Raw genomic sequence first — 23,443 nt, 5'->3', positions numbered from 1 at the left:
ATGCTCCGCCTGCGCGACGACTACCGCCGAGCCCAACTGGCCATCGCGGCCCTGTTCTGCTTCCTCGGCTTCCAGTACGCGACGTGGGTCTCCCGCCTGCCCGCGCTGAAGAGCCGGCTGGACCTGAGCGAGGCCGAACTCGGCCTGCTGCTGATGGTCTGCGGGGTGGGCGCGGCGGTGTCCTTCCCGCTGGTCGCGGCGCTGATGAAGCGGCTCGGTTCACGGCTGCTCGCCACCCTGTCGGCGCTCGCCCTGGGCCTGGTGCTGCTCGGACTCACCGTGGCGCCCAACTACCCGGTGACCCTGGTGGTGGCCTGCTTCGACGGCATCGCGGTCGGCTGCCTGAACGTCGCGATGAACGCGCAGGGCGCCGCCCTGGAGGTCAAGTACCGGCGGACGGCGATGTCCAGGCTGCATGCCACCTTCAGCGCCGGCTCGCTGCTCGCGGCCCTGCTCGCCTCCGGCGTCAACGCCTTCACCACCACACTGTCCGTGCACTTCGGCCTCGCCGCCGTCGTCCTCCTGCTGCTCCTCGGGCTCGCCCAGACGGGCATGCTGACGGATGACCAGAAGGCGGCCGCGGAAGCGCCGGAGGCCGCCGAGCCGCAGGCGCCGAAGAAGCGACGCGGGCTGACGCTGCCCTCGCGGGTGACGATCTGGATGGGCCTGGCGATGGTGTTCGGCACCATCACCGAGGGCGCCATGAACGACTGGTCGGCCCTCTACCTGAAGGATGTCGTCAACGCGGCGCCCCAGCTGGCCCCGCTGGGCATCGCCGTCGTCTCGGTCATGATGGTGGCGGCCCGGATCTTCGCCGACGGCTGGCGCACCCGCTTCGGCGACGGGCGGATCGTCCGCTTCGGCAGCCTGCTGGCGGGCGGCGGCCTGGCGCTCGCGCTGCTGGCCGGCGGGGTGGTGCCGACACTGCTCGGGTTCGCCTGCGTGGGGCTGGGCGTCGCGGCCGTGACCCCGTGCATCTACGTGGCCGCCGCCCGGCAGGGCTCGGACGCGCTGGCGCTGGTCGCCGCCACCGGGACGACGGGCCTGCTCGCGGGGCCGGCGGTGATCGGCTTCATCGCCAACGGCAGCAGCCTGGTGTGGGGCATGGCCGCGGTGGCCGCGTCCGCCGCCGTCGTCTCACTCTGCGCGACGCAGATCCGCTGGCCCGCGCTGGGCGGCGCGGACGACGCGGACGACGCGGAGCCCGCCGCGCCGGCCTCCGCCGGCCCCGACGGCCTCGCGCCGCCCGAGGCCGCCCTGCGCGAGGCCTGAGCCCGCCCGGGGCACCGGGTGGGATCCCACCCGGTGCCCCGGGCCCGACCACCGGCTACCCCGGGGCCGCCCACCGGTGAAACGCGGTGGAACCGGACCGGCCCCGATGGCTAGGGTCGAGGGATGACCACTCGCACCTTCCGCGTCACCGTCCGCGGCTCCTTCGACGGCCTCGACGCCGACCAGCACGCCGAACTCCTCGCCCGCGCGGCCGAACACGACGTGCTGTACGCGTCGTTCACACCCGAGGGGCACCTCAGCTACGACCTCGCCTCGCGCCCCGCCTTCACCTTCCGCTTCCTGGACTCGGGCGAGGCCGAGGAGGACATCCTGGAGGCCGCCGACCGGGCCGAGGGGGCGGCGAAGGCCTGGCTCGACGAACACGGCTACGGCTACAAGAACCTCCGGTCGCAGGCCGAGGACCTCTCCCAGGCCGCCGTCGGCAAGCGCCAACGCCGAGCCGCCCGCACCGCCTGATCCCACCCCGCACGATCCCGCACCCCCCGCTCCGCCACCTCCTCGACGGCTCAGTCCCCAGCTATACTTGAGCAGTCAAGGAGGTGGCAATGAGTTCCACATTGGACGCGGCCCTGCGCCTGGTCCGGGCGCAGGCGGCCCTGGTACGGCGGTTCGACGCGAGCCTGAGCGGCCTGCACGGGGTCAGCCTGGCCGATTTCACCCTGCTGCTCCGGCTGGGCCAGGCGCCCGGCGGCCGGATGCGCCGGGTGGACCTCGCCGAGGCGCTCGGCCTCACCGCCTCCGGCGTCACCCGGGGGCTCGCCCCGCTGGAACGCATCGGCCTGGTGACCCGCGAGCCGGACGCCCGGGACGCCCGGGTCGCCTACGCGGCGCTCACCGACACCGGCCGCACCCTGCTCCGGGACATCCGCGCCAGCGCCGAACGCGTCGCCGACGAGCTGTTCGCCGCGCCCTCCTGGAGCCCGGAGGACGTCACCCTGTTCGCCGGCCTGACCACCCGCCTCGGCGGCACCGGCCTCACCGACCGCCCCCTGACCACCGACCCGCCGCCGTCCGCCTGAGCGGATCATGACCGGGTCGTCCCATCTGTCGGGCACCGGGATCGCTGACCCGCTGACCCAGGCGGGCCCCTTCCTGACCGGCGCACTCGGCGCCCACGGCACCGCCCTCCTCACCCGCGCCGAGCAGGCGGCGGCCGACGCCACCGCCAACACCGGCCGCCGACTGCTCCAGCGCCTCCGGCAACGCGGCGACGCGACCGAACGCCCCGCCCCGGAGGCCCCCGATGGACCGAGTAGACCGGACGGACCGGATGGACCTGACCGACCCGCCGCTGCTCTGCCACTGGACGTCCGCCGAGGGCACCTCCACGCTCGCCGTCCACCGCACCCCTGCCGGGTGGGAGTTGCTCGCGGCCTCCCCGTACGTGTCCGAGTCGCTGCTGTTCGACACGGCCGACGACGTCCGCGCGCTGGCCCGAGCCCTCGTGGAGCTGCCGTCCGGCCCCGAGCCGTTCGAGGCCGAGTGGTACCTCGCCGCCCCCGACAGCGAGGGCGACCAGGGCCACTTCGCCACCCTCACGTGCGGCCTGGACCTCCGCGCCGGCCACCGCCCGTACCTCGCCTACCAAGCGGTGCACCGGTTCGGCTCCTTCAGCATCCCCGGTGCGGACCTCTACTGCGACGACCTCCCGCTCGACCGGCTCCGCCACCAGGCCGCCGCACTCCTCGCCGCACTCGCGACGCCCTGACGAACCGGCCCCCGGCAGACGCCGGAGGGCCGGCCGCACCCGCGACCGGCCCTCCTTGCCCCGCCTCCCGGCTACGCCGTCCGGCGCAGCAGCGCCAGGTACATCGCGTCGGTGCCGTGCAGGTGCGGCCAGAGCTGGACGTCCGGGCCCTCGCCCAGCGACGGCACGCCGGGCAGCAGCGGGCGGGCGTCGATCCACTCGACCCGGCCACCCTGCTCCCGCAGCACGTCGTCCACCACGGCCCTGGTCTCGGCGAGGTGCGGCGAGCAGGTCGCGTAGCCGACGACGCCGCCGATCCGGGTGGCGTCGATGGCGCCGCGCAGCAGGTCGCGCTGGAGCGGGCCGAAGGCGGCGACGTCCGCCGGCCGGCGGCGCCAGCGCGCCTCGGGGCGGCGGCGCAGCGCGCCGAGGCCGGAGCAGGGAACGTCCACGAGCACCCGGTCGAAGCTGTCGGCGCGCCACGCGGGGCGGGTGCCGTCGGCGGCGATCACGGTGTACGGGCCGGGGTTGCCCTCCAGCGTGCGGGCCACCAGCCGGGCCCGGTGCGGCTGCTTCTCACTGGCCACCAGGGCGGCGCCGCGCTGGGCGGCCAGGGCGGCGAGCATCGCGGCCTTGCCGCCGGGGCCGGCGCAGCCGTCCAGCCATACCCGGTCCGGGCCGTCGAGCGGCGCGGCGGCCAGGGCGAGCGCGACCAGCTGGCTGCCCTCGTCCTGGACGCCGGCGCGGTTCTCCCGGACGGCCGGGAGCGCGCCCGGGTCGCCGCCCTCGGCGAGCCGGAGCGCGAACGGGGACCAGCGGCCGGGCTCGGCCTCGGGCAGCGCCTCGGCGAGGTCGGCGACGGCGATCCGGCCGGGGCGGGCGACCAGGGTGACCTCGGGGCGCTCGTTGTCGGCGCGCAGCAGCTCCTCGATCGCGGTGCGGTCGGAGGCGTCGGGCTGCCAGCGGCCGAGCGAGTCCCAGAGGGCGGCGACCACCCAGCGGGGGTGCGAGTGGACGACGGCGAGGTGGTCCTCGGCGTCCTTCTCGTACGGCGGGGCGACCTTGGCGATCCAGGCGTCCAGGTCGTGGGCGCTGATCCGGCGCAGGACGGCGTTGACGAACTTGGCCTTGCCGTCGCCGAGGACCACCCGGGCCAGCTCGACGGTCGCCGAGACGGCGGCGTGGCTGGGGATGCGGGTGGTGAGCAGCTGGTGGGCGCCGAGCGACAGGACGTCCAGGACCGGCGGGTCGACCTTGCTGAGCGGCCGGTCGATGCAGGCGGCGATGACGGCGTCGTAGGTGCCCTGGAGGCGCAGCGTGCCGTAGACCAGCTCGGTGGCGAGGGCGGCGTCGCGCCGGTCCATGCCCTTCTGCTCGGCTTCGCGCAGGAGGGACGGCAGGATCAGGTTGGCGTAGGCGTCGCGCTCGTCGACGGCCCGCAGGGCGCGGAACGCGACGATGCGCGCCGGGTCCTTCTTGGGACGACGGTGCGGACGGGGCGCGCGGCCGGCGCTGGGAGTGCTCAAAAGGTGCCTCAAAGTGCTGCGGTGGTTATCGAACGAACAGTATTCCCCATGGTCCGGGGAGACTCGTCGCCCGGGGAGACTCGTCCGAAGGTACACCCCGGCCCCGGCCCGTGCCGGACCCCGGACCCGCGCCGCACCGCTCCCGCGCCGGGCCCGGCGGCCCCGCCCGGGCGAGGCGGGACCGGCGGCACGGCATCCGGCGGCACGGCATCCGGCACGGAAGCGCTGTCCCGGCGGAAGCGCCGTCCTACGGGCGCGCGGCGTCCTCGAAGCGCTCGCCGGACTCGATACGCGCCCCCCGGGCCCAGTCGGCCGCGCGCATCGGCTTCTTGCCCTGCGGCTGCACCTCGCCCAGCTCGATCTCGTGGCTGCCGGTGCCGACCCGGATGCTGTTCTTGCCGACGGCCAGCTCCCCGGGGGCGAGCGCGGAGGCGTCCGCCAGCAGCTTCACCGGGCCGGAGACCTTGAGCCGCTCACCGCGGAACAGCGTCCAGGCGCCGGGGGCGGGGGCGCAGCCGCGGACCACGCGGTCGATCCGCAGGGCGGGGTGGGCCCAGTCGATCCGGGCGTCCTCGACGGTGAGCTTCGGCGCGAGCGTGATGCCCTCGGCGGGCTGCGGGACGGCGTGCAGCGAGCCGTCGGCGATCCCGTCCATGGTGGCGGCGAGCAGCCGGGCGCCGGAGTGCGCGAGCCGGTCGAGCAGCTCGCCGCTGGTGTCGGCCGGACGGATCTCCTCGGTGATGACGCCGTAGACCGGACCGGAGTCCAGGCCCTGCTCGATCAGGAAGGTGGACGCGCCGGTGACCTCGTCGCCGGCCAGCACCGCGTGCTGCACGGGGGCGGCGCCGCGCCAGGCCGGGAGCAGCGAGAAGTGCAGGTTGACCCAGCCGTGCTTGGGGATCTCCAGCGCGCCGGGGCGCAGCAGCGCGCCGTACGCGACCACCGGGCAGCAGTCGGGGGCGAGTTCGGTGAGGCGGGCGATGAATTCCGGGTCGCTGGGCTTCACCGGCTTGAGGACCTCGATCCCGGCCTCCTCGGCGCGCTGGGCGACGGGGCTGGCGACCAGCTTGCGCCCGCGTCCGGCGGGGGCGTCGGGGCGGGTGACCACCGCGACGACCTCGTGCCGGTCGGAGGCGAGCAGGGCGTCCAGGGCGGGAACGGCGACCTCGGGGGTGCCGGCGAACACGAGGCGCATCAAGGGCCTTTCTGGTAGCGGGAATTCCGTAGGAGCGGCGACCGGGGTGGTGGTCAGCGCGCGGAGCCGAAGGTGCTGTGTGGGGAGACCCGGACGACGGGCGCGGGGCCCTCGCCCCAGTCCGCTTCGCGGATCGCCTTCAGCGCTTCCTTGCGCCGCTCACGGTCGAGGCGGTCGATGAAGATGATGCCGTCGAGGTGGTCGGTCTCGTGCTGGATGCAGCGGGCGAGCAGCTCGGTGCCCTCGACCGTGACCGGATCGCCGTACATGGTGAAGCCCTTGGCGACCACGCCGTACGCGCGCCTGGTGTCGTAGCGCAGGCCGGGCAGCGAGAGGCAGCCCTCGGGGCCGTCCTGCTCCTCCTCGGTCAGCGACAGGTCGGGGTTGATCAGGTGCCCGGTGACGCCGTCCACGTGATAGGTGAACACCCGCAGGGAGACGCCGAGTTGGGGAGCCGCCAGACCGGCGCCGGGGGCGTCGAGCATGGTCTCGGTGAGATCCCGGACCAGGTTGCGCAGTTCCTTGTCGAAGGTGGTCACCGGCTGGGCGGTGGCCCGCAGGACGGGGTCTCCGAAGATGCGGATCGGCTGGATCGCCACGGCGTACGGGCTCCTGTCCGTCGGGGAGTTGAGGAGTGCGGGAGGTGCGGGACTTCGGCGTTCGGGTTTCGGGCGTTCGGCGTGCCACGGGCGGGCCCCGGGAGTTCGGGCCACGGACCGGTCACCGACCGGTCACCGACCCGCCCACGACCGCCCGACGGGCCGACCACCGGCCAAGTCTATGCAATCGGATCGCGGCACCGCCCGCCCCTCCGCACCGCTCCCGCGCAGGCCTTCGGCTCCCGGCACCGTGTTCTGGCATATCCCGAGTCGGCCCGGCTGCGTGACCCCGGCGGGCGGTCCGGCGTTGGTCAAGTGAGATTGACCGGGGCCGGAACGCGCGGGACATCACGTTCCGGCCGAGCTGAACCGTACGGAAGGTGGCACGTAGGCCATGGCCGAGCAGATCAATCACGACGCCCGGGCGCGGGCGAGCCTGCACCTGCTGGTGCGGGACATCGAGCGGGTCCGGCGGCAGGTCGACGCGCTGCGGACGCTCACCGCCCAGCTGGGCAACGTCTACCGTCCGCGCCGCCCCAGTACTTCGGCCGGGTTCGTGGTGTACGGGCGGGCGCCCGCGCCGACGGTGCGGCTGGCGCAGGAGCTGCGCGAGAGCGTGGAGACGCTGGTCGCGGCGGCGGTCGAGTTCGACCGCGCGCTGGGTTTCTCCTGGGACTCGGTGGGCTCGGCCCTCGGGGTCACCAAGCAGGCGGTGCACCGGCGCTACGGGATGCGCCGGCCGACCAGCGAGCTGCTGGCGGCCGGCGGGGTGCCGGCCGGCGGCGTCCCGGGGGTGCCCGGTCCGACCCGGCCGGACCGCTCCGAGGAGCTGCCGGCCGCCGCTCCCGCCCCGACCGGACTGGCCGCGACCGTCCCGGCGGCCCGCCAGGGCGGCCTGGACCGCAGCGCCCTGGACCGGGCCGTACTGGAGCGCGCGGCGGCGCACGACCGCCCTACCCACGACCGGGGCGCCCTGGACCGCCCCGGCATCCCCCTGCGCGGCTGAGCCCGACGGCAGCCCGTGCGGTCCGGCCGATCACGCCGAACCGCACGGGCCCCGCCCGGCCGACGCCGACCGAAACCACCCGACACCCCGGCCGACGCCACCCGACCGCCCCCCGGACCTCACCCGATGTCCGTCGGATCGATCCGCACCTTCACCGCCTCCGGCGTCCGCAGCGCGATCCGCGCGATCTGCGCCGCCTTCAGCGCCGTCGCCAGCGCCGCGCCCTGCCCGGGCGGCACCCGCAACAGCGCCCGCTCCTGCTCCTCCCCCCGCAGCGCGGGCGCCGGCACCGGCCCCAGCACATCCGCCTCGGAGGGCAGCCGGATCAGCCCGAGCAGATCCGCCACCGCCGCCGGGCTACCGCTGACCGAGGCCATCCGCGACACCGGGGGGAAGTGCAGCTGCGCCCGCTCCTCCAGCTCCATCCCGGCGTGGCCGAGCGGGTCCCAGCGGACCAGCGCCTGCACCGGCCGCGCGGTCGGCTCGGCCACCACGACCACCGCGCCGCCCTCCGTCGACGGCTTCACCAGCGCGGCGGCGGTCAGCCAGAGCCGCAGCGTCTCCTCACCGGCCCGCAGGTCCGGGCGGCCGAGCAGTGCCCAGCCGTCCAGCAGCAGGGCGGCCGCGTAGCCGCTGCCGCCCTCCACCACCGGCTCGGCGCCCGGGGTGGAGATCACCAGGGCGGGCTCGGCGGGGACGGTCGCCAGCACCGCGTCCCGCCCGGAGGTCCGGACCGGGATGCGCGGGAACGCCTTGCCCAGCTCCTCCGCCGTGCGCCGGGCGCCGATCACCTGGGCCCGCAGCCGGAACGAGCCGCACTCCTGGCAGTGCCAGTCGGCCGCGCCCTCCCCGCACCACCCGCACTGCAGCGGCGCGTCGGCGGCCGAGGCCTCCAGCGGGCCCTCGCAGCGGCGGCAGCGCGCCGGCGTGCGGCAGTTCCCGCAGGACAGCCGGGGCACGTAGCCGCGGCGCGGCACCTGGATGAGCACGGGGCCGCCGCTCGCCAGGGCCTCCCGGGCCACCTCCCAGGCCACCGAGGGCAGCCGGGCGGCCTGGGCGGCGGCGTCCCGGTGCTGGTCCTGGTCGGTGACGGTACGGACCCTCGGCGCCACCTGCCGGACGGTCTCCCGGTCGGCCACCAGCGGCCGGGCCCAGCCGGTGCTGACCAGCTGCGCGCCCTCGACCGTGACGGCGTGCCCGCCGAGCAGGACGCCGGCGCCCTCCTCCGCCGCGCGCAGCAGCGCCACCTCCCGCACGTGCGGGTGCGGGCTGCGCGGATCGCTGTGGCTGCTGTCGCCGTCCGACCAGACGACCACCAGCCCGAGGTCGTGCACCGGCGCGAACATGGCGGCGCGGGTGCCGATGGCGGCGCGCACCGAGCCGCGGCTCACCGTGAGCCAGCGCCGGTAGCGCTCGCGGGGGCCGAGGTCGGCCGCCAGGGTCGCGTGCATGCCCTCCCCCAGCAGCTCGGTCAGCGCCTGGTCGACCCGCGCCACCGACCGGCCCTCCGGCAGCACGACCAGTGCGCCCCGCCCGCTCGCCAGCGTGGCGGCGACCGCCCGGGCGATCTCGTAGGGCCAGCCGGGGCCGGGCAGCGCCGTCCAGACCGCGCGCGGCTGGCCGCCGGCGGCCAGCGCGGCGAGGAAGTCGGGCCCGGCGGGGTAGCGGGACCAGCCGCCGGGCTGCGGTGCCCCGGGCAGCGGGCCGGGCGGCGGCGAGGGCTCGGCCTCGGCCTTGGCGTGCCGGGGCGGTACGGCCAGCTGGAGGACGTCCGCCAGGGTGCCGGCGTACCGGTCGGCGACGGTGCGGCAGAGCCGGAGCAGCTGCGGGGTGAGGACCGGTTCGGGCGAGAGCACCTGGGCGAGCGGCGCCAGCGGACCGGGGAAGTCGCTCTTCTCCAGCCGCTCGACGATGAACCCGTCGTGCAGCTCCCCGCCCTCGCGCTGGCCCTTCACCACCCGCGCCCCGAAACGCACCCGCACCCGGACGCCGGGCCGGGCGTCGTCCGCCATCGCGGCTGGCACCTCGTAGTCGAAGAACTTGTCGATGGTCAGGACGCCCTTGTCGACCACCACCCGGGCCACCGGCAGGTGCGCGGCCCGCTTGGCGCCGTGCCACGTCCGGGGCTTGGCCCGGCGGACCGTCTCCCGGATGAAGGCAAGCTGCTCCGGCGCCGCCCCGGCCTCGTCACTCCCCTGCGTGCTGCTCATCGCTCCCAGTACTACCAGGTCACACCGACATGACGCCCGTACCGGCCCCCGACCGGGGAACGCCGCAGGCGGCGGCCGCCCCCGTGTCGGGGCGGCCGCCGCCTGCGGTCCGATCGGTCGGGCCGACCGCGGGTCAGTCCTGTACGGCCTTCTTCAGCTGCTCGACCCGGTCGGTCCGCTCCCAGGTGAAGTCCGGCAGCTCACGGCCGAAGTGGCCGTACGCGGCGGTCTGCGAGTAGATCGGGCGGAGCAGGTCCAGGTCGCGGATGATCGCGGCCGGGCGAAGGTCGAACACGTCGGTGACGGCCTTCTGGATGGTGAGCACCGGCACGGTCTCGGTGCCGAAGGTCTCCACGAAGAGGCCGACCGGCTCGGCCTTGCCGATCGCGTACGCGACCTGCACCTCGGCGCGGCTGGCGAGGCCGGCGGCGACGATGTTCTTCGCCACCCAGCGCATCGCGTAGGCGGCCGAGCGGTCCACCTTGGACGGGTCCTTGCCGGAGAAGGCGCCGCCGCCGTGCCGGGCGAAGCCGCCGTAGGTGTCGATGATGATCTTGCGGCCGGTGAGGCCGGCGTCGCCCATCGGGCCGCCGATCTCGAAGCGCCCGGTCGGGTTGACCAGCAGGCGGTAGCCCTCGGTCACGAGCTTGATGCCCTGCTCGGCGAGCGCCTTGAGCTCCGGCTCCACGACGAACTCGCGGATGTCCGGGGTGAGCAGCGAGTCGAGGTCGATGTCGCTTGCGTGCTGCGAGGAGACGACCACGGTGTCGAGGCGGACGGCCTTGTCGCCGTCGTACTCGATGGTGACCTGGGTCTTGCCGTCGGGGCGCAGGTACGGGATCGTCCCGTTCTTGCGGACCTCGGAGAGGCGACGCGAGAGGCGGTGCGCCAGGGTGATCGGCAGCGGCATGAGCTCGGGCGTCTCGTCGGACGCGTAGCCGAACATCAGGCCCTGGTCACCGGCGCCCTGCTTGTCCAGGTCGTCCTCGTCACCCTCCACCCGGGCCTCGTACGCCGTGTCGACACCCTGTGCGATGTCGGGCGACTGGGCACCGATGGACACCGAGACGCCGCAGGAGGCGCCGTCGAAGCCCTTCTTGGAGCTGTCGTAGCCGATCTCCAGGATCTTGTCCCGGACGAGCTGCGCGATCGGCGCGTAAGCCTTGGTGGTCACCTCGCCGGCCACGTGCACCTGGCCGGTGGTGATGAGCGTCTCCACGGCGACCCGGGACGTCGGGTCCTCTCGCAGGAGAGCGTCAAGGATGGTGTCGCTGATCTGGTCAGCGATCTTGTCGGGGTGTCCCTCGGTCACGGATTCCGAGGTGAACAGGCGGCGAGACACAGCGCTCCCTGGGGTTGCAGCGGCTGCTGACTGAAGGCCCCCGGCGGACCGGGGACATCCGGAAAGACTTGATTCCTGGAGTGTAACGGTCAGCTACCGGCTATCGGGACTCGATTCCGGAAAAGGAGACCGGTTGCTCACCTCTTGAGATCACTCGGCGACCGGTTGCCACCGCTTCGCGACCAGGTCCCAGACCACGTCGGCGAGCGCCTCCTTCGGCCCCACCGGCACCCCCGTCTCAGTGCCGTCCGAGCCCAGAATCACGGCCTCGTTGACGTCCGTGCCGAAGGCCTTGCCGTTGCCGACCTCGTTCACCACCAGCAGGTCGCAGCCCTTGCGGGCGAGCTTCGCGCGACCGTTCGCCAGCACGTCGTCGGTCTCCGCCGCGAAACCCACCACCAGTTGACCCGAACGGGGCCGGTGGGCGGAGAGCTCGGCCAGGATGTCCGGATTGCGGACCAGCGCGACCGGGGCCGGCTCGACCCCCTCGACCTTCTTGATCTTGCCGCTGGCGTACTCGGCCGGGCGGAAGTCGGCCACCGCGGCGGCCATCACCACCACGTCGGCGTCCGCCGCCGCCTTCGTCGCGGCCTCCCGCAGCTCCAGCGCGGTCGAGACGTGCACCACGTCGACCCCGGCCGGGTCGGGCAGCTCCGCGTTGGCCGAGAGCAACGTCACCCGGGCGCCGCGCGCCGCGGCGGTCGCGGCCAGCGCGTAGCCCTGCTTGCCGGAGGACCGGTTGCCGAGGTAGCGCACCGGGTCCAGCGGCTCACGGGTACCGCCGGCCGAGACCACCACGTGCCGGCCGGCCAGGTCGGCCGCGGCCGCGCCCCGGCGCAGCAGTGCACGGCAGGCGTCGAAGATCGCGGACGGCTCGGGCAGCCGCCCCTTGCCGGTGTCCTTGCCGGTCAGCCGCCCGACGGCGGGCTCCAGCACCACGACGCCCCGGCGGCGCAGCGTGGCCACGTTCTCCCGGGTCGCCGGGTGCTCCCACATCTCGGTGTGCATCGCCGGTGCCAGGACGACCGGGCAGCGCGCGGTCAGCAGGGTGTTGGTGAGCAGGTCGTCGGCGAGGCCGTGGGCCGCCTTGGCCATCAGGTCGGCGGTCGCGGGGGCGACCACGACGAGGTCGGCGCTCTGCCCGATCCGCACGTGCGGCACCTCGTGGACCCGCTCCCAGGTCTCGGTGGCGGCGGGACGGCCGGAGAGCGCGGCCCAGGTGGCCTCGCCGACGAAGTGCAGCGCGGCCTCGGTGGGCACCACGGTCACCTGGTGGCCGGATTCGGTGAACCGCCGCAGCACCTCGCACGCCTTGTAGGCGGCGATGCCGCCGCTGACGCCGAGGACGACGCGCGGTGCGTCCGACCGGTCCGTGCTCGCGCTCATGCTTCCCACTCTCTCCTCGCTCGGGACGTGCTCACCCTACGACCCCCCGCCGGCCGGCGGCACGGTGCACCCCGCACCGCCCCCGGGCACGCCGAAGGGCCCGCCGGAACGGATCCGACGGGCCCTTCGACAGAACAGACAGGGAGACCGGCTCAGGCCGCCTCGACCGCCTCGGCGGTGAGCATGCCGGCGTTGATCTCGCGCAGTGCGATCGACAGCGGCTTCTCGTGCACGTGGGTGTCCACCAGCGGGCCGACGTACTCCAGCAGGCCCTCACCGAGCTGCGAGTAGTACGCGTTGATCTGACGCGCGCGCTTGGCGGCGTAGATCACGAGGCTGTACTTGGAGTCGGTGGCCTCAAGCAGCTCGTCGATCGGCGGGTTGATGATGCCCTCGGGCGCGGTCATGGAAGAGGACACGCGAAAACCTTCCGAAAGGTGGAAAAGACAGACAGGTCAGACTACACCGAGCAAGGCTAGCAGTTCGGCCGCTACCTGCTCGACCGAGGTGTTGACAAGGCTCGTGTCGAACTCCGTCTCGGCGGCCAGCTCGACCTTGGCCGCCTCCAGCCGCTTCTCGATGACGTCCTGCGGCTCGGTGCCCCGGCCGGTGAGCCGGCGGACCAGCTCCTCCCAGCTCGGCGGAGCCAGGAAGACCAGCTGCGCCTCGGGCATCGACTCGCGCACCTGACGGGCGCCCTGCAGGTCGATCTCCAGCAGGACCGGCACGCCGGCTTCCAGCTTCTCCAGTACGGCCTGGCGCGGGGTGCCGTAGCGGTTGCCCGCGAACACGGCCCACTCCAGCAGCTCACCGTTGGCGATCAGCTTGTCGAACTCGTCGTTGTCGACGAAGTGGTACTGGACCCCGTGCTGCTCGCCGGGCCTCGGGTGGCGGGTCGTCGCCGACACCGAGAGCCAGACTTCGGGGTGCTGCTTCCTCATATGAGCGACGACCGTGCTCTTGCCGACCCCCGAGGGGCCGGAGAGCACGGTCAGCCGCGGACGCTCACTCATGCACCGATTATCCCGGATCGCGGACGCTCCCGGGACCACGGGGGCACGGTCAGGCGGCACCGCCGCCGAACTCCCGCTCCAGGGAGGCGATCTGGTTCGTGCCGAGGCCACGGACACGACGGCTCTCGCTGATGCCGAGGCGCTCCATGATCTGCTTGGCGCGGACCTTGCCCACGCCGGGGAGGGACTCCAGGAGCGCGGAGACCTTCATCTTGCCGATCACGTCGTTGTCGGCCTTGCCGGCCTTGATCACCTCGTGCAGGGAGGCGCCGGAGTGCTTGAGCCGATTCTTGACCTCGGCGCGCTCCCGGCGAGCCTCGGCGGCCTTGGCGAGCGCGGCGGTGCGCTGTTCAGGGGTAAGGGGCGGAAGAGCCACGCCGTTCACCTCAGGGTGTGGAAGGAAGGGATTGAGCTATGACTGGTTTGGTTCCCAGGACACCGGCCGCAGGGGAACCTCACGGCTCTGACCTGCGAGAGCAACGGGAATCGCCGCTCTTCGATGACCTATCGCCGGACACTACCCGGATTGCGGCGCCACGTCAGGAAAAGAACACGAAAAGTCCTGGTCAGCCAAGGCCGACCAGGACTTTCCCGGGCAAAATGACCGCGATTGCGGACCTTTGGCACCACCGATGTGACGGCGCTCACGTCAAGTCGTGAGACCCCGCGCCACCCCGTCACGCCATCGCGGCACATCACGCCACCTCCGCGGCGACGCTTCGGGTGCCACCGAAAGCGCTGCGGCGCCCGCTACTTCACCGCGTCCGCGTACTCCTGGACGAATCGGTCCGCCGCCTCCCGCAGCGCCGCCGGCGACGGGCCGCGCCGCAGGACGTCGCGGCTGACGCTCGGCACCACGTTGCGCACCGAGGCGCCGAACACCCGCGGCAGGTCCGCCATCGTGGCGCCCTGGGCGCCGATCCCCGGGGCCAGCAGCGGGCCGTTGATCGCCAGGTCGACGCCCGCGTCGGCCAGCGTCGCGCCGACCACCGCGCCGAACGAGCCGAGCGGCTCCGCGCCGGCGTTCTCGGCGGCCAGCTGCCGCAGCACCGCGGCCGCCACCGGCTCGCCGTCCGCGCCGGTCGCGCGCTGCACCTCGGCGCCCTCCGGGTTGGAGGTGAGGGCCAGCGCGAACACCCCGGTGCCGCCTGCCGCCGCCAGGTCGAGCGCCGGCCGCAGCGAGCCGAAGCCCAGGTACGGGCTGACGGTGACGGCGTCCGAGAAGAGCGGGCTGCCGGGCGCCAGGAAGGCCTCCGCGTACGCGGCCATGGTGGAGCCGATGTCGCCACGCTTGGCGTCCATCAGGACGAGCGCGCCGGCCGCCCGGGCCTCCTGGACGGACCGCTCCAGCACCGCGACGCCCCGGGAGCCGAACCGCTCGAAGAAGGCGGCCTGGGGCTTGAGCACGGCCACCCGGTCGGCCAGGGCCTCGACCACGGTGCGGCTGAAGGTCTCCAGGCCCGCCACGGAGTCCTCCAGCCCCCAGGCGGCGAGCAGGGAGGCGTGCGGGTCGATGCCCACGCAGAGCTGGCCGCGGGTGTCGAGGGCGTGCCGCAGGCGGGCACCGAAGGGGGCGAGGGTCATGACGTCCTTCCAGGGCGTAGCACGGGGGTGAGGGGGTCCGGCGGGGGTCAGGAGGCCTTGGCGCTGCCGACGGCGGCCGCCAGGTCGCGGAAGCCGCCGGCCCGGACGCGGGCGGAGAGGCCCTTGTGGATGCGCCGGCACCAGAACGGGCCCTGGTAGATGAAGGCGCTGTAGCCCTGGACCAGGTCGGCGCCGTGCACGATGCGCTGCCAGGCGTCCTCGGCGGTCTCGATGCCGCCGACCGAGACCAGGGTCAGCCGGCCCTCGGTCCGGGCGCGCAGGCGCTGCAGCACCTCCAGCGCGCGGGCCTTGAGCGGGGCGCCGGAGAGGCCGCCCATGCCGATCTCCTCGATCCGGGCGGCGCTCGCGCGCAGGCCCTCGCGGCCGATCGTGGTGTTGGTGGCGATGATGCCGTCCAGGCCCAGCTCCAGGGCGAGGTCGGCGACCGCGTCGACGTCCTCGTCGGCCAGGTCGGGGGCGATCTTGACCAGCAGCGGCACGTGGTGCGCGGTGGAGCGGTCGGCGGCCTCGCGGACGGCGGCCAGCAGCGGGCCGAGGTGCGAGACGGCCTGGAGGTTGCGCAGGCCCGGGGTGTTCGGAGAGCTGACGTTGACCACCAGGTAGTCGGCGTACTGGGCGAGCCGCTCGGTGGACTTCACGTAGTCGGCGATCGCGTCGGCCTCCTCGACCACCTTGGTCTTGCCGATGTTGACGCCGACGACCGGTGTGGAGCTGGTGTGCGGGCGTGCGGCCAGCCGGGCGGCGACCCGGGCCGAGCCCTGGTTGTTGAAGCCCATCCGGTTGATCAGCGCGCGGTCCTCGACCAGGCGGAACAGCCGCGGCGCCGGGTTGCCCGGCTGCGGCTCACCGGTGACGGTGCCGATCTCGACGTAGTCGAAGCCGAGCATCGACAGGCCGTCGATGCCGACGCCGTTCTTGTCGAAGCCGGCCGCCAGGCCGAACGGGCCGGGCAGGTCGAGGCCGAGGGCGGTGGTGCGCAGCGCCCGGTCGCGCGGGGCGAGCACCAGCCGGACGAGGGTGCGCAGGCCGGGCACCGAGGAGGCCAGCCGGACCCAGAAGAAGGCCAGGTGGTGGGCCTTCTCGGGGTCCATCTTCTTGAAGACGAGGTCGAACAGGAGCTTGTACACGGCGGGTCCCAACAGAGGATCGGGCGCGGCCCGTCGGTCGAGGGGCGGCGGCGGGCGACGGGTGGGCATGGCAGTGGGGGGCACCCGGCGGTCGGTGCCCCCCACTGCGGTGGTACTACTTCGCGCGACCGGCGTTGATCAGCTGGGCGTGCTCCTGGAGCGACATCACCCCGACCTCGTCGCGCAGCAGCGCGTCGATGCCCTGGACGGCGGCGCCCATCGCCTGGACGGTGGTCAGGCAGGGCACCGAACGGGCGACGGCGGCGGTGCGGATCTCGTAGCCGTCGAGACGGCCGCCGGTGCCGTACGGCGTGTTGATGATGAGGTCGACCTCACCGTCGTGGATCAGCTGGACGATGGTCCGCTCGCCGTTCGGGCCCTCGCCCTCGCTGTGCTTGCGCACTACGGTGGCGGGGATGCCGCCGCGCTGCAGCACCTCGGCGGTGCCGGCGGTGGCGAGCAGCTCGAACCCGAGGCCGACCAGCGCGCGGGCCGGGAAGACCAGGTTGCGCTTGTCCCGGTTGGCGACGGAGACGAAGACCTTGCCCTTGGTCGGCAGCGCGCCGTAGGCACCGGCCTGCGACTTGGCGTACGCCGTGCCGAAGACCTTGTCGATGCCCATGACCTCGCCGGTGGAGCGCATCTCCGGGCCGAGCACGGTGTCCACGCCGCGGCCGTAGATGTCGCGGAAGCGGCTCCACGGCATCACGGCCTCCTTGACGGAGATCGGGCAGTCGGCGGGCAGGGTGCCGCCGTCGCCCTCGGCCGGGAGCAGGCCCTCGGCGCGCAGCTCGGCGACGGTGGCGCCGAGCGAGATCCGGGCGGCGGCCTTGGCCAGCGGCACCGCCGTGGCCTTGGAGGTGAACGGCACGGTGCGGGAGGCGCGGGGGTTGGCCTCCAGCACGTACAGGATGTCGCCGGAGAGGGCGAACTGGATGTTGATCAGACCGCGGACGCCGACGCCGCGGGCGATCGCCTCGGTGGAGGTGCGCAGCCGCTTGATGTCGTAGCCGCCGAGGGTGATCGGGGGCAGCGCGCAGGCGGAGTCGCCGGAGTGGATGCCGGCCTCCTCGATGTGCTCCATGACGCCGCCGAGGTAGAGCTCGGTGCCGTCGTAGAGCGCGTCGACGTCGATCTCCACCGCGTCGTCGAGGAAGCGGTCGATCAGCACCGGGTGCTCGGAGATCAGACCGGCGTGCCGCTCCAGGTAGGAGGCGAGCGAGGCCTCGTCGTAGACGATCTCCATGCCGCGGCCGCCGAGCACGTAGGACGGGCGGGCCAGCACGGGGTAGCCGATCTCGTCGGCGATCGCCTTGGCCTCCTCGAAGGAGAAGGCGGTGCCGTGCTTGGGGGCGGGCAGGCCGGCGTCGCGCAGCACGCGGCCGAAGGCGCCGCGCTCCTCGGCGAGGTCGATCGCCTCGGGCTGGGTGCCGACGATCGGCACGCCGTTGTCCTTGAGCGCCTGGGCCAGGCCGAGCGGGGTCTGGCCGCCGAGCTGGACGATCACGCCCGCGAGCGGTCCGGCCTGCTGCTCGGCGTGGACGATCTCCAGCACGTCCTCCAGGGTGAGCGGCTCGAAGTAGAGCCGGTCGGAGGTGTCGTAGTCGGTGGAGACGGTCTCCGGGTTGCAGTTGACCATCACGGTCTCGTACCCGGCGTCGGCCAGCGCGAAGGAGGCGTGGACGCACGAGTAGTCGAACTCGATGCCCTGGCCGATGCGGTTCGGGCCCGAGCCGAGGATGATCACCGCGGGCTTGGTGCGCGGGGCGACCTCGTTCTCCTCGTCGTAGGACGAGTAGAAGTACGGGGTCTTGGCGGCGAACTCGGCGGCGCAGGTGTCGACGGTCTTGAACACCGGGCGGATGCCGAGCGCGTGCCGGACCTCGCGGACCACGTCGGTCCGCAGGCCGCGGATCTCACCGATCTGCAGGTCGGAGAAGCCGTGCCGCTTGGCGTGGCGCAGCAGCTCGGGGGTGAGCTCGGCGGCCTCGGCCAGCTCGTCGGCGATCTCGTCCAGCAGGAAGAGCTGGTCGACGAACCACGGGTCGATCTTGGTGTATTCGAACACCTCCTCCGCGGTGGCGCCGGCCCGGATGGCCTCCATGACGGTGTTGATCCGGCCGTCGGTGGGGACCACGGCCTTCTCCAGCAGCGCGGTCTTGTCGCCGACCGGGCCGGCCCAGGTGAACTGGGAGCCCTTCTTCTCCAGCGAGCGGAGCGCCTTGTTGAGCGCCTCGGGGAAGTTGCGGCCCATGGCCATGGCCTCGCCGACCGACTTCATGGTGGTGGTCAGCGTGGCGTCGGCGCTCGGGAACTTCTCGAACGCGAACCGCGGGACCTTCACCACGACGTAGTCGAGGGTCGGCTCGAACGACGCCGGCGTCTGCTCGGTGATGTCGTTGGGGATCTCGTCCAGGGTGTAGCCGACGGCGAGCTTCGCCGCGATCTTGGCGATCGGGAAGCCGGTCGCCTTCGAGGCCAGCGCCGAGGAGCGCGAGACGCGCGGGTTCATCTCGATGACGATGACCCGGCCGTCCGCGGGGTCGACCGCGAACTGGATGTTGCAGCCGCCGGTGTCGACGCCGACCTCGCGGATGACCGCGATGCCGATGTCGCGCAGGATCTGGTACTCGCGGTCGGTCAGCGTCATCGCCGGGGCGACGGTGATCGAGTCACCGGTGTGCACGCCCATCGGGTCGAAGTTCTCGATCGAGCAGACGACCACGACGTTGTCGTTCTTGTCGCGCATCAGCTCCAGCTCGTACTCCTTCCAGCCGAGGATGGACTCCTCCAGGAGCACCTCGGTGGTCGGCGAGAGGGTCAGGCCCTGGCCGGCGATGCGGCGCAGGTCCTCCTCGTTGTGCGCGAAGCCCGAGCCGGCGCCGCCCATGGTGAAGGAGGGGCGGACCACGACCGGGTAGCCGCCGAGCGTGTCGACGCCGGCCAGCACGTCGTCCATGGTGTGGCAGATCACCGAGCGGGCGGACTCGCCGTGGCCGATCTTGGCGTTGACGGCCTCGACGACGCCCTTGAAGAGCTCGCGGTCCTCGCCCTTGTGGATCGAGTCGACCTTGGCGCCGATCAGCTCCACGTTGTACTTGGCCAGCACGCCGTTGGCGTCCAGCGCGATCGCCGTGTTGAGCGCGGTCTGCCCGCCCAGGGTCGGCAGCAGGGCGTCCGGGCGCTCCTTGGCGATGATCTTCTCGACGAACTCCGGGGTGATCGGCTCGACGTAGGTGGCGTCGGCGATCTCCGGGTCGGTCATGATCGTGGCCGGGTTGGAGTTGACCAGGATGACCCGCAGGCCCTCGGCCTTGAGCACCCGGCAGGCCTGCGTGCCCGAGTAGTCGAACTCCGCGGCCTGGCCGATGACGATCGGGCCGGAGCCGATGACCAGGACGGACTTGATGTCGGTGCGCTTAGGCACGCTGGCCCTCCATGAGCTCAACACTGTCGTTGTCGTCGCCTCGCATGAGCTCGACGAACCGGTCGAAGAGGTACGCCGCGTCGTGCGGGCCGGCCGCCGCTTCCGGGTGGTACTGCACGCTGAAGGCGGGCACGTCCAGTGCCTGAAGGCCCTCGACCACATCGTCGTTGAGGCAGACGTGGGAGACCTCGACCCGGCCGAACGGCGTGTCGCTCACCTTGTCCAGCGGCGCGTTCACGGCGAAGCCGTGGTTGTGCGCGGTCACCTCGACCTTGCCGGTGGTGCGGTCCTGCACCGGCTGGTTGATGCCGCGGTGGCCGTACTTGAGCTTGTAGGTGCCGAAGCCCAGCGCCCGGCCGAGGATCTGGTTGCCGAAGCAGATCCCGAAGAACGGGGTCCGGCGCTCCAGCACGCCCTGCGCCACGGCGACCTGGTGGTCGGCGGTGGCCGGGTCGCCCGGGCCGTTGGAGAAGAAGACGCCGTCCGGGTCGACGGCGTAGATGTCCTCCAGCGTGGAGTTCGCCGGCAGCACGTGCACCTCGATGCCGCGCTCGGCCATCCGCTGCGGGGTCATCGCCTTGATGCCGAGGTCCAGCGCGGCGACGGTGAACTTCTTCTCGCCGACGGCGGGCACCACGTACGGCTCGGTGGTGGCGACCTCGGGGCAGAGGTCGGCGCCCTTCATCTCGGGCGACTGCTGCACCCGGGCCAGCAGCGCGGCGTCGTCCGCCAGCGCCGGGCCGGAGAAGATGCCGCAGCGCATCGCGCCGCGCTCGCGCAGGTGGCGGGTGAGGGCGCGGGTGTCGATGCCGCTGATGCCGACGACGCCCTGGTTGACGAGCTCCTCGTCGAGCGGGCGGCGCGAGCGCCAGTTGGACGTCACCCGGGCGGGGTCGCGCACGATGTAGCCGGCGACCCAGATCCGGCGGGACTCGTCGTCCTCGTCGTTCCAGCCGGTGTTGCCGATCTGCGGGGCGGTCATCGCGACCACCTGGCGGTGGTACGACGGGTCGGTCAGGGTCTCCTGGTAGCCGGACATGCCGGTGTTGAAGACGGCCTCGCCGAAGGTCTCGCCGATCGCGCCGTAGGCCTGGCCACGGAAGATCCGGCCGTCCTCCAGGACGAGCACGGCGGGGACGCGGTCCCGCCGTTGGCGCTGCGTGGTGGGGGCAGGTGCGGTCATTGAGCGGCCTCTTCCGTCTTCGTCTGCGTACGTGTTGCGAGGTGGGCGATCGCCTCGACCCAGGCGGCGTGCTCGCCGGGGTGGTCGGCCCGGAACCCGGAGTCCAGCGCGGTGCCCTCGTGCGTCCAGGTGACGACGAGCAGTCCGGACGGCACGACCTTGCCGGCGATCCCGGAGTCCGTCCGGGCCCCGGTCAGCTGCTCGGCCGGGATCCAGAAGTCGACGTCGCCGGGGCGCTGCACCAGCAGCCCGTCCGCGCCGAGGGTCAGGTCGGCCCGGCTGCGGGTGCCCAGGCCGTGCGCGACGACCCGGTCCAGCCAGTTCCCGGCGGTGGTGGTGCCGTGGTACCGGCCGCTGGTCTCCAGGATGGTCCGGCCGGCCCGGGCCGGCACGGCGGGCAGCGGCGGGATGCCGGACTGCAGGGTGCGCCGCCAGTTCCAGCCCTGGCGCATCAGCCAGTAGACCAGCCCGATCACCAGCAGCAGGCCGATGGCCCAGCCGATGTACCCGGGCCAGTCGGTGACCCTGGCCTGCTCCTGGGCGAGCCCGGTGAAGGCGCTCACGCGAGCCCGCCCTGCTCGACCAGCTCGCCGGCGAGCACCGTGGCGGTGCCGCGCAGGAAGGTGGCGTGCACCCGGCCGGGCAGGTCGAGGCCACGGTAGGGGGTGTTGCGACTGCGGGTGGCGAAGCTGTCGGGGTTCACGGCACCACGGTACGCGGGATCGAACAGCACCAGGTTGGCGGGCTCACCGACCGAGACGGGTCGTCCGTGGCCGGTGAGGCGACCGATCCGGGCCGGTCGGTGCGACATCCGGTCCGCGACGCCCTCCCAGTTCAGCAGGCCCGTGTCGACCATGGTCTGCTGCACCACCGAGAGCGCCGTCTCCAGGCCGACCATGCCCATCGCGGCCACGGCCCACTCGCAGTCCTTGTCCTCGGACGGGTGCGGCGCGTGGTCCGTCGCGACGGCGTCGATGGTGCCGTCCGCGAGCGCCTTGCGCAGCGCCTGGACGTCGGCCGCGGTGCGCAGCGGCGGGTTCACCTTGTACACCGGGTCGTAGGAGCGGACCAGCTCGTCGGTGAGCAGCAGGTGGTGCGGGGTGACCTCGGCGGTGACGTTCCAGCCCTTGGCCTTGGCCCAGCGGATGATCTCCACCGAGCCGGCCGTCGAGACGTGGCAGACGTGCAGGCGCGAGCCGACGTGCGCGGCGAGCAGCACGTCGCGGGCGATGATCGCCTCCTCGGCGACGGCCGGCCAGCCGCCCAGCCCGAGCTCGCCGGAGACCTGGCCCTCGTTCATCTGGGCGCCCTCGGTGAGCCGGGGCTCCTGGGCGTGCTGGGCGACGACCCCGTCGAAGGCCTTCACGTACTCCAGCGCCCGGCGCATGATCACCGCGTCGTCGACGCACTTGCCGTCGTCGGAGAAGACCCGCACCTCGGCGGCCGAGTCGTGCATCGCGCCCAGCTCGGCGAGCTTCTTGCCCTCCAGGCCGACGGTGACGGCGCCGACGGGGCGCACGTCGCAGAAGCCGGACTCCTGGCCGAGCCGCCAGACCTGCTCGACCACGCCGGCGGTGTCGGCCACCGGGAAGGTGTTGGCCATCGCGTGCACGGCGGTGAAGCCGCCCATCGCGGCGGCCCGGGTGCCGGTGAGCACCGTCTCGGCGTCCTCGCGGCCGGGCTCGCGCAGGTGGGTGTGCAGGTCGACCAGGCCCGGCAGGACGATCAGGCCGGAGGCGTCGATCTCGATGTCCGCCTCGACCGCCAGGCCGGTGCCGATCTCCTTGACCACGCCGTCGGCGAGGTGGAGGTCCTGCGGGGCGCCGCCGAGGATCTGGGCGTTGCGGATCAGGTAGGTGGTCACTGAGCGGTCTCCACGGAGTCGGTGCGGGGGGCGGCGTCGGCGAGCGTGGCGCCGCCGAGCAGCAGGTACAGGACGGCCATCCGGACGGAGACGCCGTTGGCGACCTGCTCGACCACGGTGCAGCGCGGCGAGTCGGCGACCTCGGCGGTGATCTCCATGCCGCGGACCATCGGGCCGGGGTGCATCACGATGGCGTGCTCGGGCAGCTGCGCCATCCGGCTGCCGTCCAGGCCGTAGCGGCGGCTGTACTCGCGCTCGGTCGGGAAGAAGGCGGCGTTCATCCGCTCGCGCTGGACCCGGAGCATCATCAGCGCGTCCGTCTTGGGGAGCACGCTCTCCAGGTCGTAGCTGACCTCGCAGGGCCAGTTCTCGATGCCGATCGGCAGCAGCGTCGGCGGGGCCACGAAGGTGACCTGGGCGCCGAGGGTGGTGAGCAGGTGGACGTTGGAGCGGGCCACCCGGCTGTGCAGGATGTCGCCGACGATGGTCACCCGCCGGCCGGCGAGGTCGCGGCCGAGGCCGGCGTTGAGGTGGCGGCGCATGGTGAAGGCGTCGAGCAGCGCCTGGGTGGGGTGCTCGTGGGTGCCGTCGCCGGCGTTGATGACGCTGCCGTGCAGCCAGTCGGACTGGGCCAGCCGGGCCGGCGCGCCGGAGGCGTGGTGCCGGATGACGACCGCGTCGGCGCCCATCGCCTGGAGGGTCAGCGCGGTGTCCTTGAGGCTCTCGCCCTTGGAGACCGAGGAGCCCTTGGCGGAGAAGTTGATGACGTCGGCGGAGAGCCGCTTCTCGGCGACCTCGAAGGAGGTCTTGGTGCGGGTGGAGTCTTCGAAGAAGAGGTTGACGACCGTTCGACCACGGAGCGTAGGCAGCTTCTTGACGGCCCGTCCGGAGAGCTGGGCCAGCTCCTCGGCGGTGTCCAGGATCAGCAGCGCGTCGTCGCGGGTGAGGTCGGCGGCGGAGACGAGGTGGCGCTTCACGCG

21 protein-coding genes are annotated in these 23,443 nt (G+C 73.3%); 5 read left to right on the top strand and 16 right to left on the bottom strand.

Features of this window, described 5'->3' with window-relative positions; all coding sequences use genetic code 11:
• The 4 genes from ACIF6L_RS28320 (at position 1) to ACIF6L_RS28305 (ending at position 3,001) form a co-directional block, all read left to right on the top strand.
• Positions 1–1,272 carry an MFS transporter gene (locus tag ACIF6L_RS28320; protein ID WP_396489837.1) on the top strand — a complete coding sequence of 424 codons (1,272 nt, stop codon included), beginning with the start codon at positions 1–3 and terminating at the stop codon, positions 1,270–1,272.
• Between the two features lie 123 nt (positions 1,273–1,395).
• Positions 1,396–1,749: a DUF6204 family protein gene (locus ACIF6L_RS28315; protein ID WP_359809638.1), complete on the top strand. Its 354-nt coding sequence runs from the start codon at positions 1,396–1,398 to the stop codon at positions 1,747–1,749.
• An 89-nt stretch (positions 1,750–1,838) separates the two neighbouring features.
• Positions 1,839–2,312, top strand: a complete 474-nt coding sequence (locus ACIF6L_RS28310) for a MarR family winged helix-turn-helix transcriptional regulator (protein ID WP_396489660.1) — start codon at positions 1,839–1,841, stop codon at positions 2,310–2,312.
• Between the two features lie 224 nt (positions 2,313–2,536).
• The gene (locus tag ACIF6L_RS28305; protein ID WP_396489658.1) at positions 2,537–3,001 is read left to right on the top strand and encodes a hypothetical protein; all 465 of its coding nucleotides are present in this window, start codon (positions 2,537–2,539) and stop codon (positions 2,999–3,001) included.
• Between the two features lie 71 nt (positions 3,002–3,072).
• On the opposite strand, the gene ACIF6L_RS28300 is transcribed toward ACIF6L_RS28305, so the two are convergent.
• The 3 genes from ACIF6L_RS28300 to def all read right to left on the bottom strand — a co-directional run bounded on the left by ACIF6L_RS28300 (position 3,073) and on the right by def (position 6,300).
• A complete protein-coding gene (locus tag ACIF6L_RS28300; RefSeq protein WP_396489656.1) occupies positions 3,073–4,506 on the bottom strand; it encodes an RsmB/NOP family class I SAM-dependent RNA methyltransferase in 1,434 nt (477 codons plus the stop codon).
• A gap of 247 nt (positions 4,507–4,753) precedes the next feature.
• The gene (gene fmt / locus ACIF6L_RS28295) at positions 4,754–5,701 is read right to left on the bottom strand and encodes a methionyl-tRNA formyltransferase (RefSeq protein ID WP_329486764.1); all 948 of its coding nucleotides are present in this window, start codon (positions 5,699–5,701) and stop codon (positions 4,754–4,756) included.
• A 53-nt stretch (positions 5,702–5,754) separates the two neighbouring features.
• Complete coding sequence (gene def, locus ACIF6L_RS28290) at positions 5,755–6,300, bottom strand: peptide deformylase (protein WP_352290778.1); 546 nt, start codon at positions 6,298–6,300, stop codon at positions 5,755–5,757.
• A gap of 394 nt (positions 6,301–6,694) precedes the next feature.
• On the opposite strand from def, the gene ACIF6L_RS28285 reads away from it, so the two are divergent.
• On the top strand, positions 6,695–7,306 hold the full coding sequence (locus tag ACIF6L_RS28285; protein ID WP_329486766.1) for a hypothetical protein: 612 nt from the start codon (positions 6,695–6,697) through the stop codon (positions 7,304–7,306).
• Between the two features lie 119 nt (positions 7,307–7,425).
• On the opposite strand, the gene ACIF6L_RS28280 is transcribed toward ACIF6L_RS28285, so the two are convergent.
• The 13 genes from ACIF6L_RS28280 to ACIF6L_RS28220 all read right to left on the bottom strand — a co-directional run bounded on the left by ACIF6L_RS28280 (position 7,426) and on the right by ACIF6L_RS28220 (position 23,440).
• Complete coding sequence (locus ACIF6L_RS28280) at positions 7,426–9,516, bottom strand: primosomal protein N' (RefSeq protein WP_396489653.1); 2,091 nt, start codon at positions 9,514–9,516, stop codon at positions 7,426–7,428.
• A 133-nt stretch (positions 9,517–9,649) separates the two neighbouring features.
• Positions 9,650–10,858 carry a methionine adenosyltransferase gene (gene metK, locus ACIF6L_RS28275; protein ID WP_329486768.1) on the bottom strand — a complete coding sequence of 403 codons (1,209 nt, stop codon included), beginning with the start codon at positions 10,856–10,858 and terminating at the stop codon, positions 9,650–9,652.
• A 150-nt stretch (positions 10,859–11,008) separates the two neighbouring features.
• Complete coding sequence (gene coaBC / locus ACIF6L_RS28270; RefSeq protein WP_396489650.1) at positions 11,009–12,244, bottom strand: bifunctional phosphopantothenoylcysteine decarboxylase/phosphopantothenate--cysteine ligase CoaBC; 1,236 nt, start codon at positions 12,242–12,244, stop codon at positions 11,009–11,011.
• Positions 12,245–12,396: 152 nt separating this feature from the next.
• Complete coding sequence (gene rpoZ, locus ACIF6L_RS28265) at positions 12,397–12,663, bottom strand: DNA-directed RNA polymerase subunit omega (protein WP_030056185.1); 267 nt, start codon at positions 12,661–12,663, stop codon at positions 12,397–12,399.
• A 36-nt stretch (positions 12,664–12,699) separates the two neighbouring features.
• Positions 12,700–13,257, bottom strand: a complete 558-nt coding sequence (gene gmk, locus ACIF6L_RS28260) for a guanylate kinase (protein WP_352290776.1) — start codon at positions 13,255–13,257, stop codon at positions 12,700–12,702.
• Positions 13,258–13,306: 49 nt separating this feature from the next.
• Positions 13,307–13,633, bottom strand: a complete 327-nt coding sequence (mihF, locus tag ACIF6L_RS28255) for an integration host factor, actinobacterial type (RefSeq protein ID WP_030056187.1) — start codon at positions 13,631–13,633, stop codon at positions 13,307–13,309.
• A gap of 374 nt (positions 13,634–14,007) precedes the next feature.
• Positions 14,008–14,841 carry an orotidine-5'-phosphate decarboxylase gene (gene pyrF, locus ACIF6L_RS28250; protein WP_359836602.1) on the bottom strand — a complete coding sequence of 278 codons (834 nt, stop codon included), beginning with the start codon at positions 14,839–14,841 and terminating at the stop codon, positions 14,008–14,010.
• Between the two features lie 47 nt (positions 14,842–14,888).
• On the bottom strand, positions 14,889–15,989 hold the full coding sequence (locus ACIF6L_RS28245) for a quinone-dependent dihydroorotate dehydrogenase (RefSeq protein WP_329486773.1): 1,101 nt from the start codon (positions 15,987–15,989) through the stop codon (positions 14,889–14,891).
• Positions 15,990–16,104: 115 nt separating this feature from the next.
• Entirely contained in the window at positions 16,105–19,416 is a 3,312-nt protein-coding gene (gene carB, locus ACIF6L_RS28240) for a carbamoyl-phosphate synthase large subunit (protein ID WP_329486774.1), read from the bottom strand.
• A complete protein-coding gene (gene carA / locus ACIF6L_RS28235; protein WP_329486775.1) occupies positions 19,409–20,599 on the bottom strand; it encodes a glutamine-hydrolyzing carbamoyl-phosphate synthase small subunit in 1,191 nt (396 codons plus the stop codon). The genes carB and carA overlap by 8 nt, the downstream gene beginning before the upstream one ends.
• On the bottom strand, positions 20,596–21,162 hold the full coding sequence (locus ACIF6L_RS28230; protein ID WP_329486776.1) for a hypothetical protein: 567 nt from the start codon (positions 21,160–21,162) through the stop codon (positions 20,596–20,598). Before ACIF6L_RS28230 ends, carA begins: the two co-directional genes overlap by 4 nt.
• The gene (locus ACIF6L_RS28225; protein WP_329486777.1) at positions 21,159–22,463 is read right to left on the bottom strand and encodes a dihydroorotase; all 1,305 of its coding nucleotides are present in this window, start codon (positions 22,461–22,463) and stop codon (positions 21,159–21,161) included. Before ACIF6L_RS28225 ends, ACIF6L_RS28230 begins: the two co-directional genes overlap by 4 nt.
• Entirely contained in the window at positions 22,460–23,440 is a 981-nt protein-coding gene (locus ACIF6L_RS28220; protein ID WP_329486778.1) for an aspartate carbamoyltransferase catalytic subunit, read from the bottom strand. Before ACIF6L_RS28220 ends, ACIF6L_RS28225 begins: the two co-directional genes overlap by 4 nt.
• Positions 23,441–23,443: the final 3 nt, after the last annotated feature.

The sequence above is a fragment of the Kitasatospora sp. NPDC086009 genome (assembly GCF_044540385.1).
Lineage (GTDB): Bacteria > Actinomycetota > Actinomycetes > Streptomycetales > Streptomycetaceae > Kitasatospora.
The sequence above is the reverse complement of the archived record's forward strand: the minus strand, read 5'-3'. Positions and strand labels throughout refer to the sequence as shown.

Coding starts and splice junctions, on each gene's coding strand:
- ACIF6L_RS28320 (WP_396489837.1), top strand. CDS start 1: ATGCTCCGCCTGCGCGACGACTACCGCCGAGCCCAACTGGCCATCGCG.
- ACIF6L_RS28315 (WP_359809638.1), top strand. CDS start 1,396: ATGACCACTCGCACCTTCCGCGTCACCGTCCGCGGCTCCTTCGACGGC.
- ACIF6L_RS28310 (WP_396489660.1), top strand. CDS start 1,839: ATGAGTTCCACATTGGACGCGGCCCTGCGCCTGGTCCGGGCGCAGGCG.
- ACIF6L_RS28305 (WP_396489658.1), top strand. CDS start 2,537: ATGGACCGAGTAGACCGGACGGACCGGATGGACCTGACCGACCCGCCG.
- fmt (WP_329486764.1), bottom strand. CDS start 5,701: ATGCGCCTCGTGTTCGCCGGCACCCCCGAGGTCGCCGTTCCCGCCCTG.
- ACIF6L_RS28285 (WP_329486766.1), top strand. CDS start 6,695: ATGGCCGAGCAGATCAATCACGACGCCCGGGCGCGGGCGAGCCTGCAC.
- ACIF6L_RS28280 (WP_396489653.1), bottom strand. CDS start 9,516: ATGAGCAGCACGCAGGGGAGTGACGAGGCCGGGGCGGCGCCGGAGCAG.
- coaBC (WP_396489650.1), bottom strand. CDS start 12,244: ATGAGCGCGAGCACGGACCGGTCGGACGCACCGCGCGTCGTCCTCGGC.
- gmk (WP_352290776.1), bottom strand. CDS start 13,257: ATGAGTGAGCGTCCGCGGCTGACCGTGCTCTCCGGCCCCTCGGGGGTC.
- pyrF (WP_359836602.1), bottom strand. CDS start 14,841: ATGACCCTCGCCCCCTTCGGTGCCCGCCTGCGGCACGCCCTCGACACC.
- carA (WP_329486775.1), bottom strand. CDS start 20,599: ATGACCGCACCTGCCCCCACCACGCAGCGCCAACGGCGGGACCGCGTC.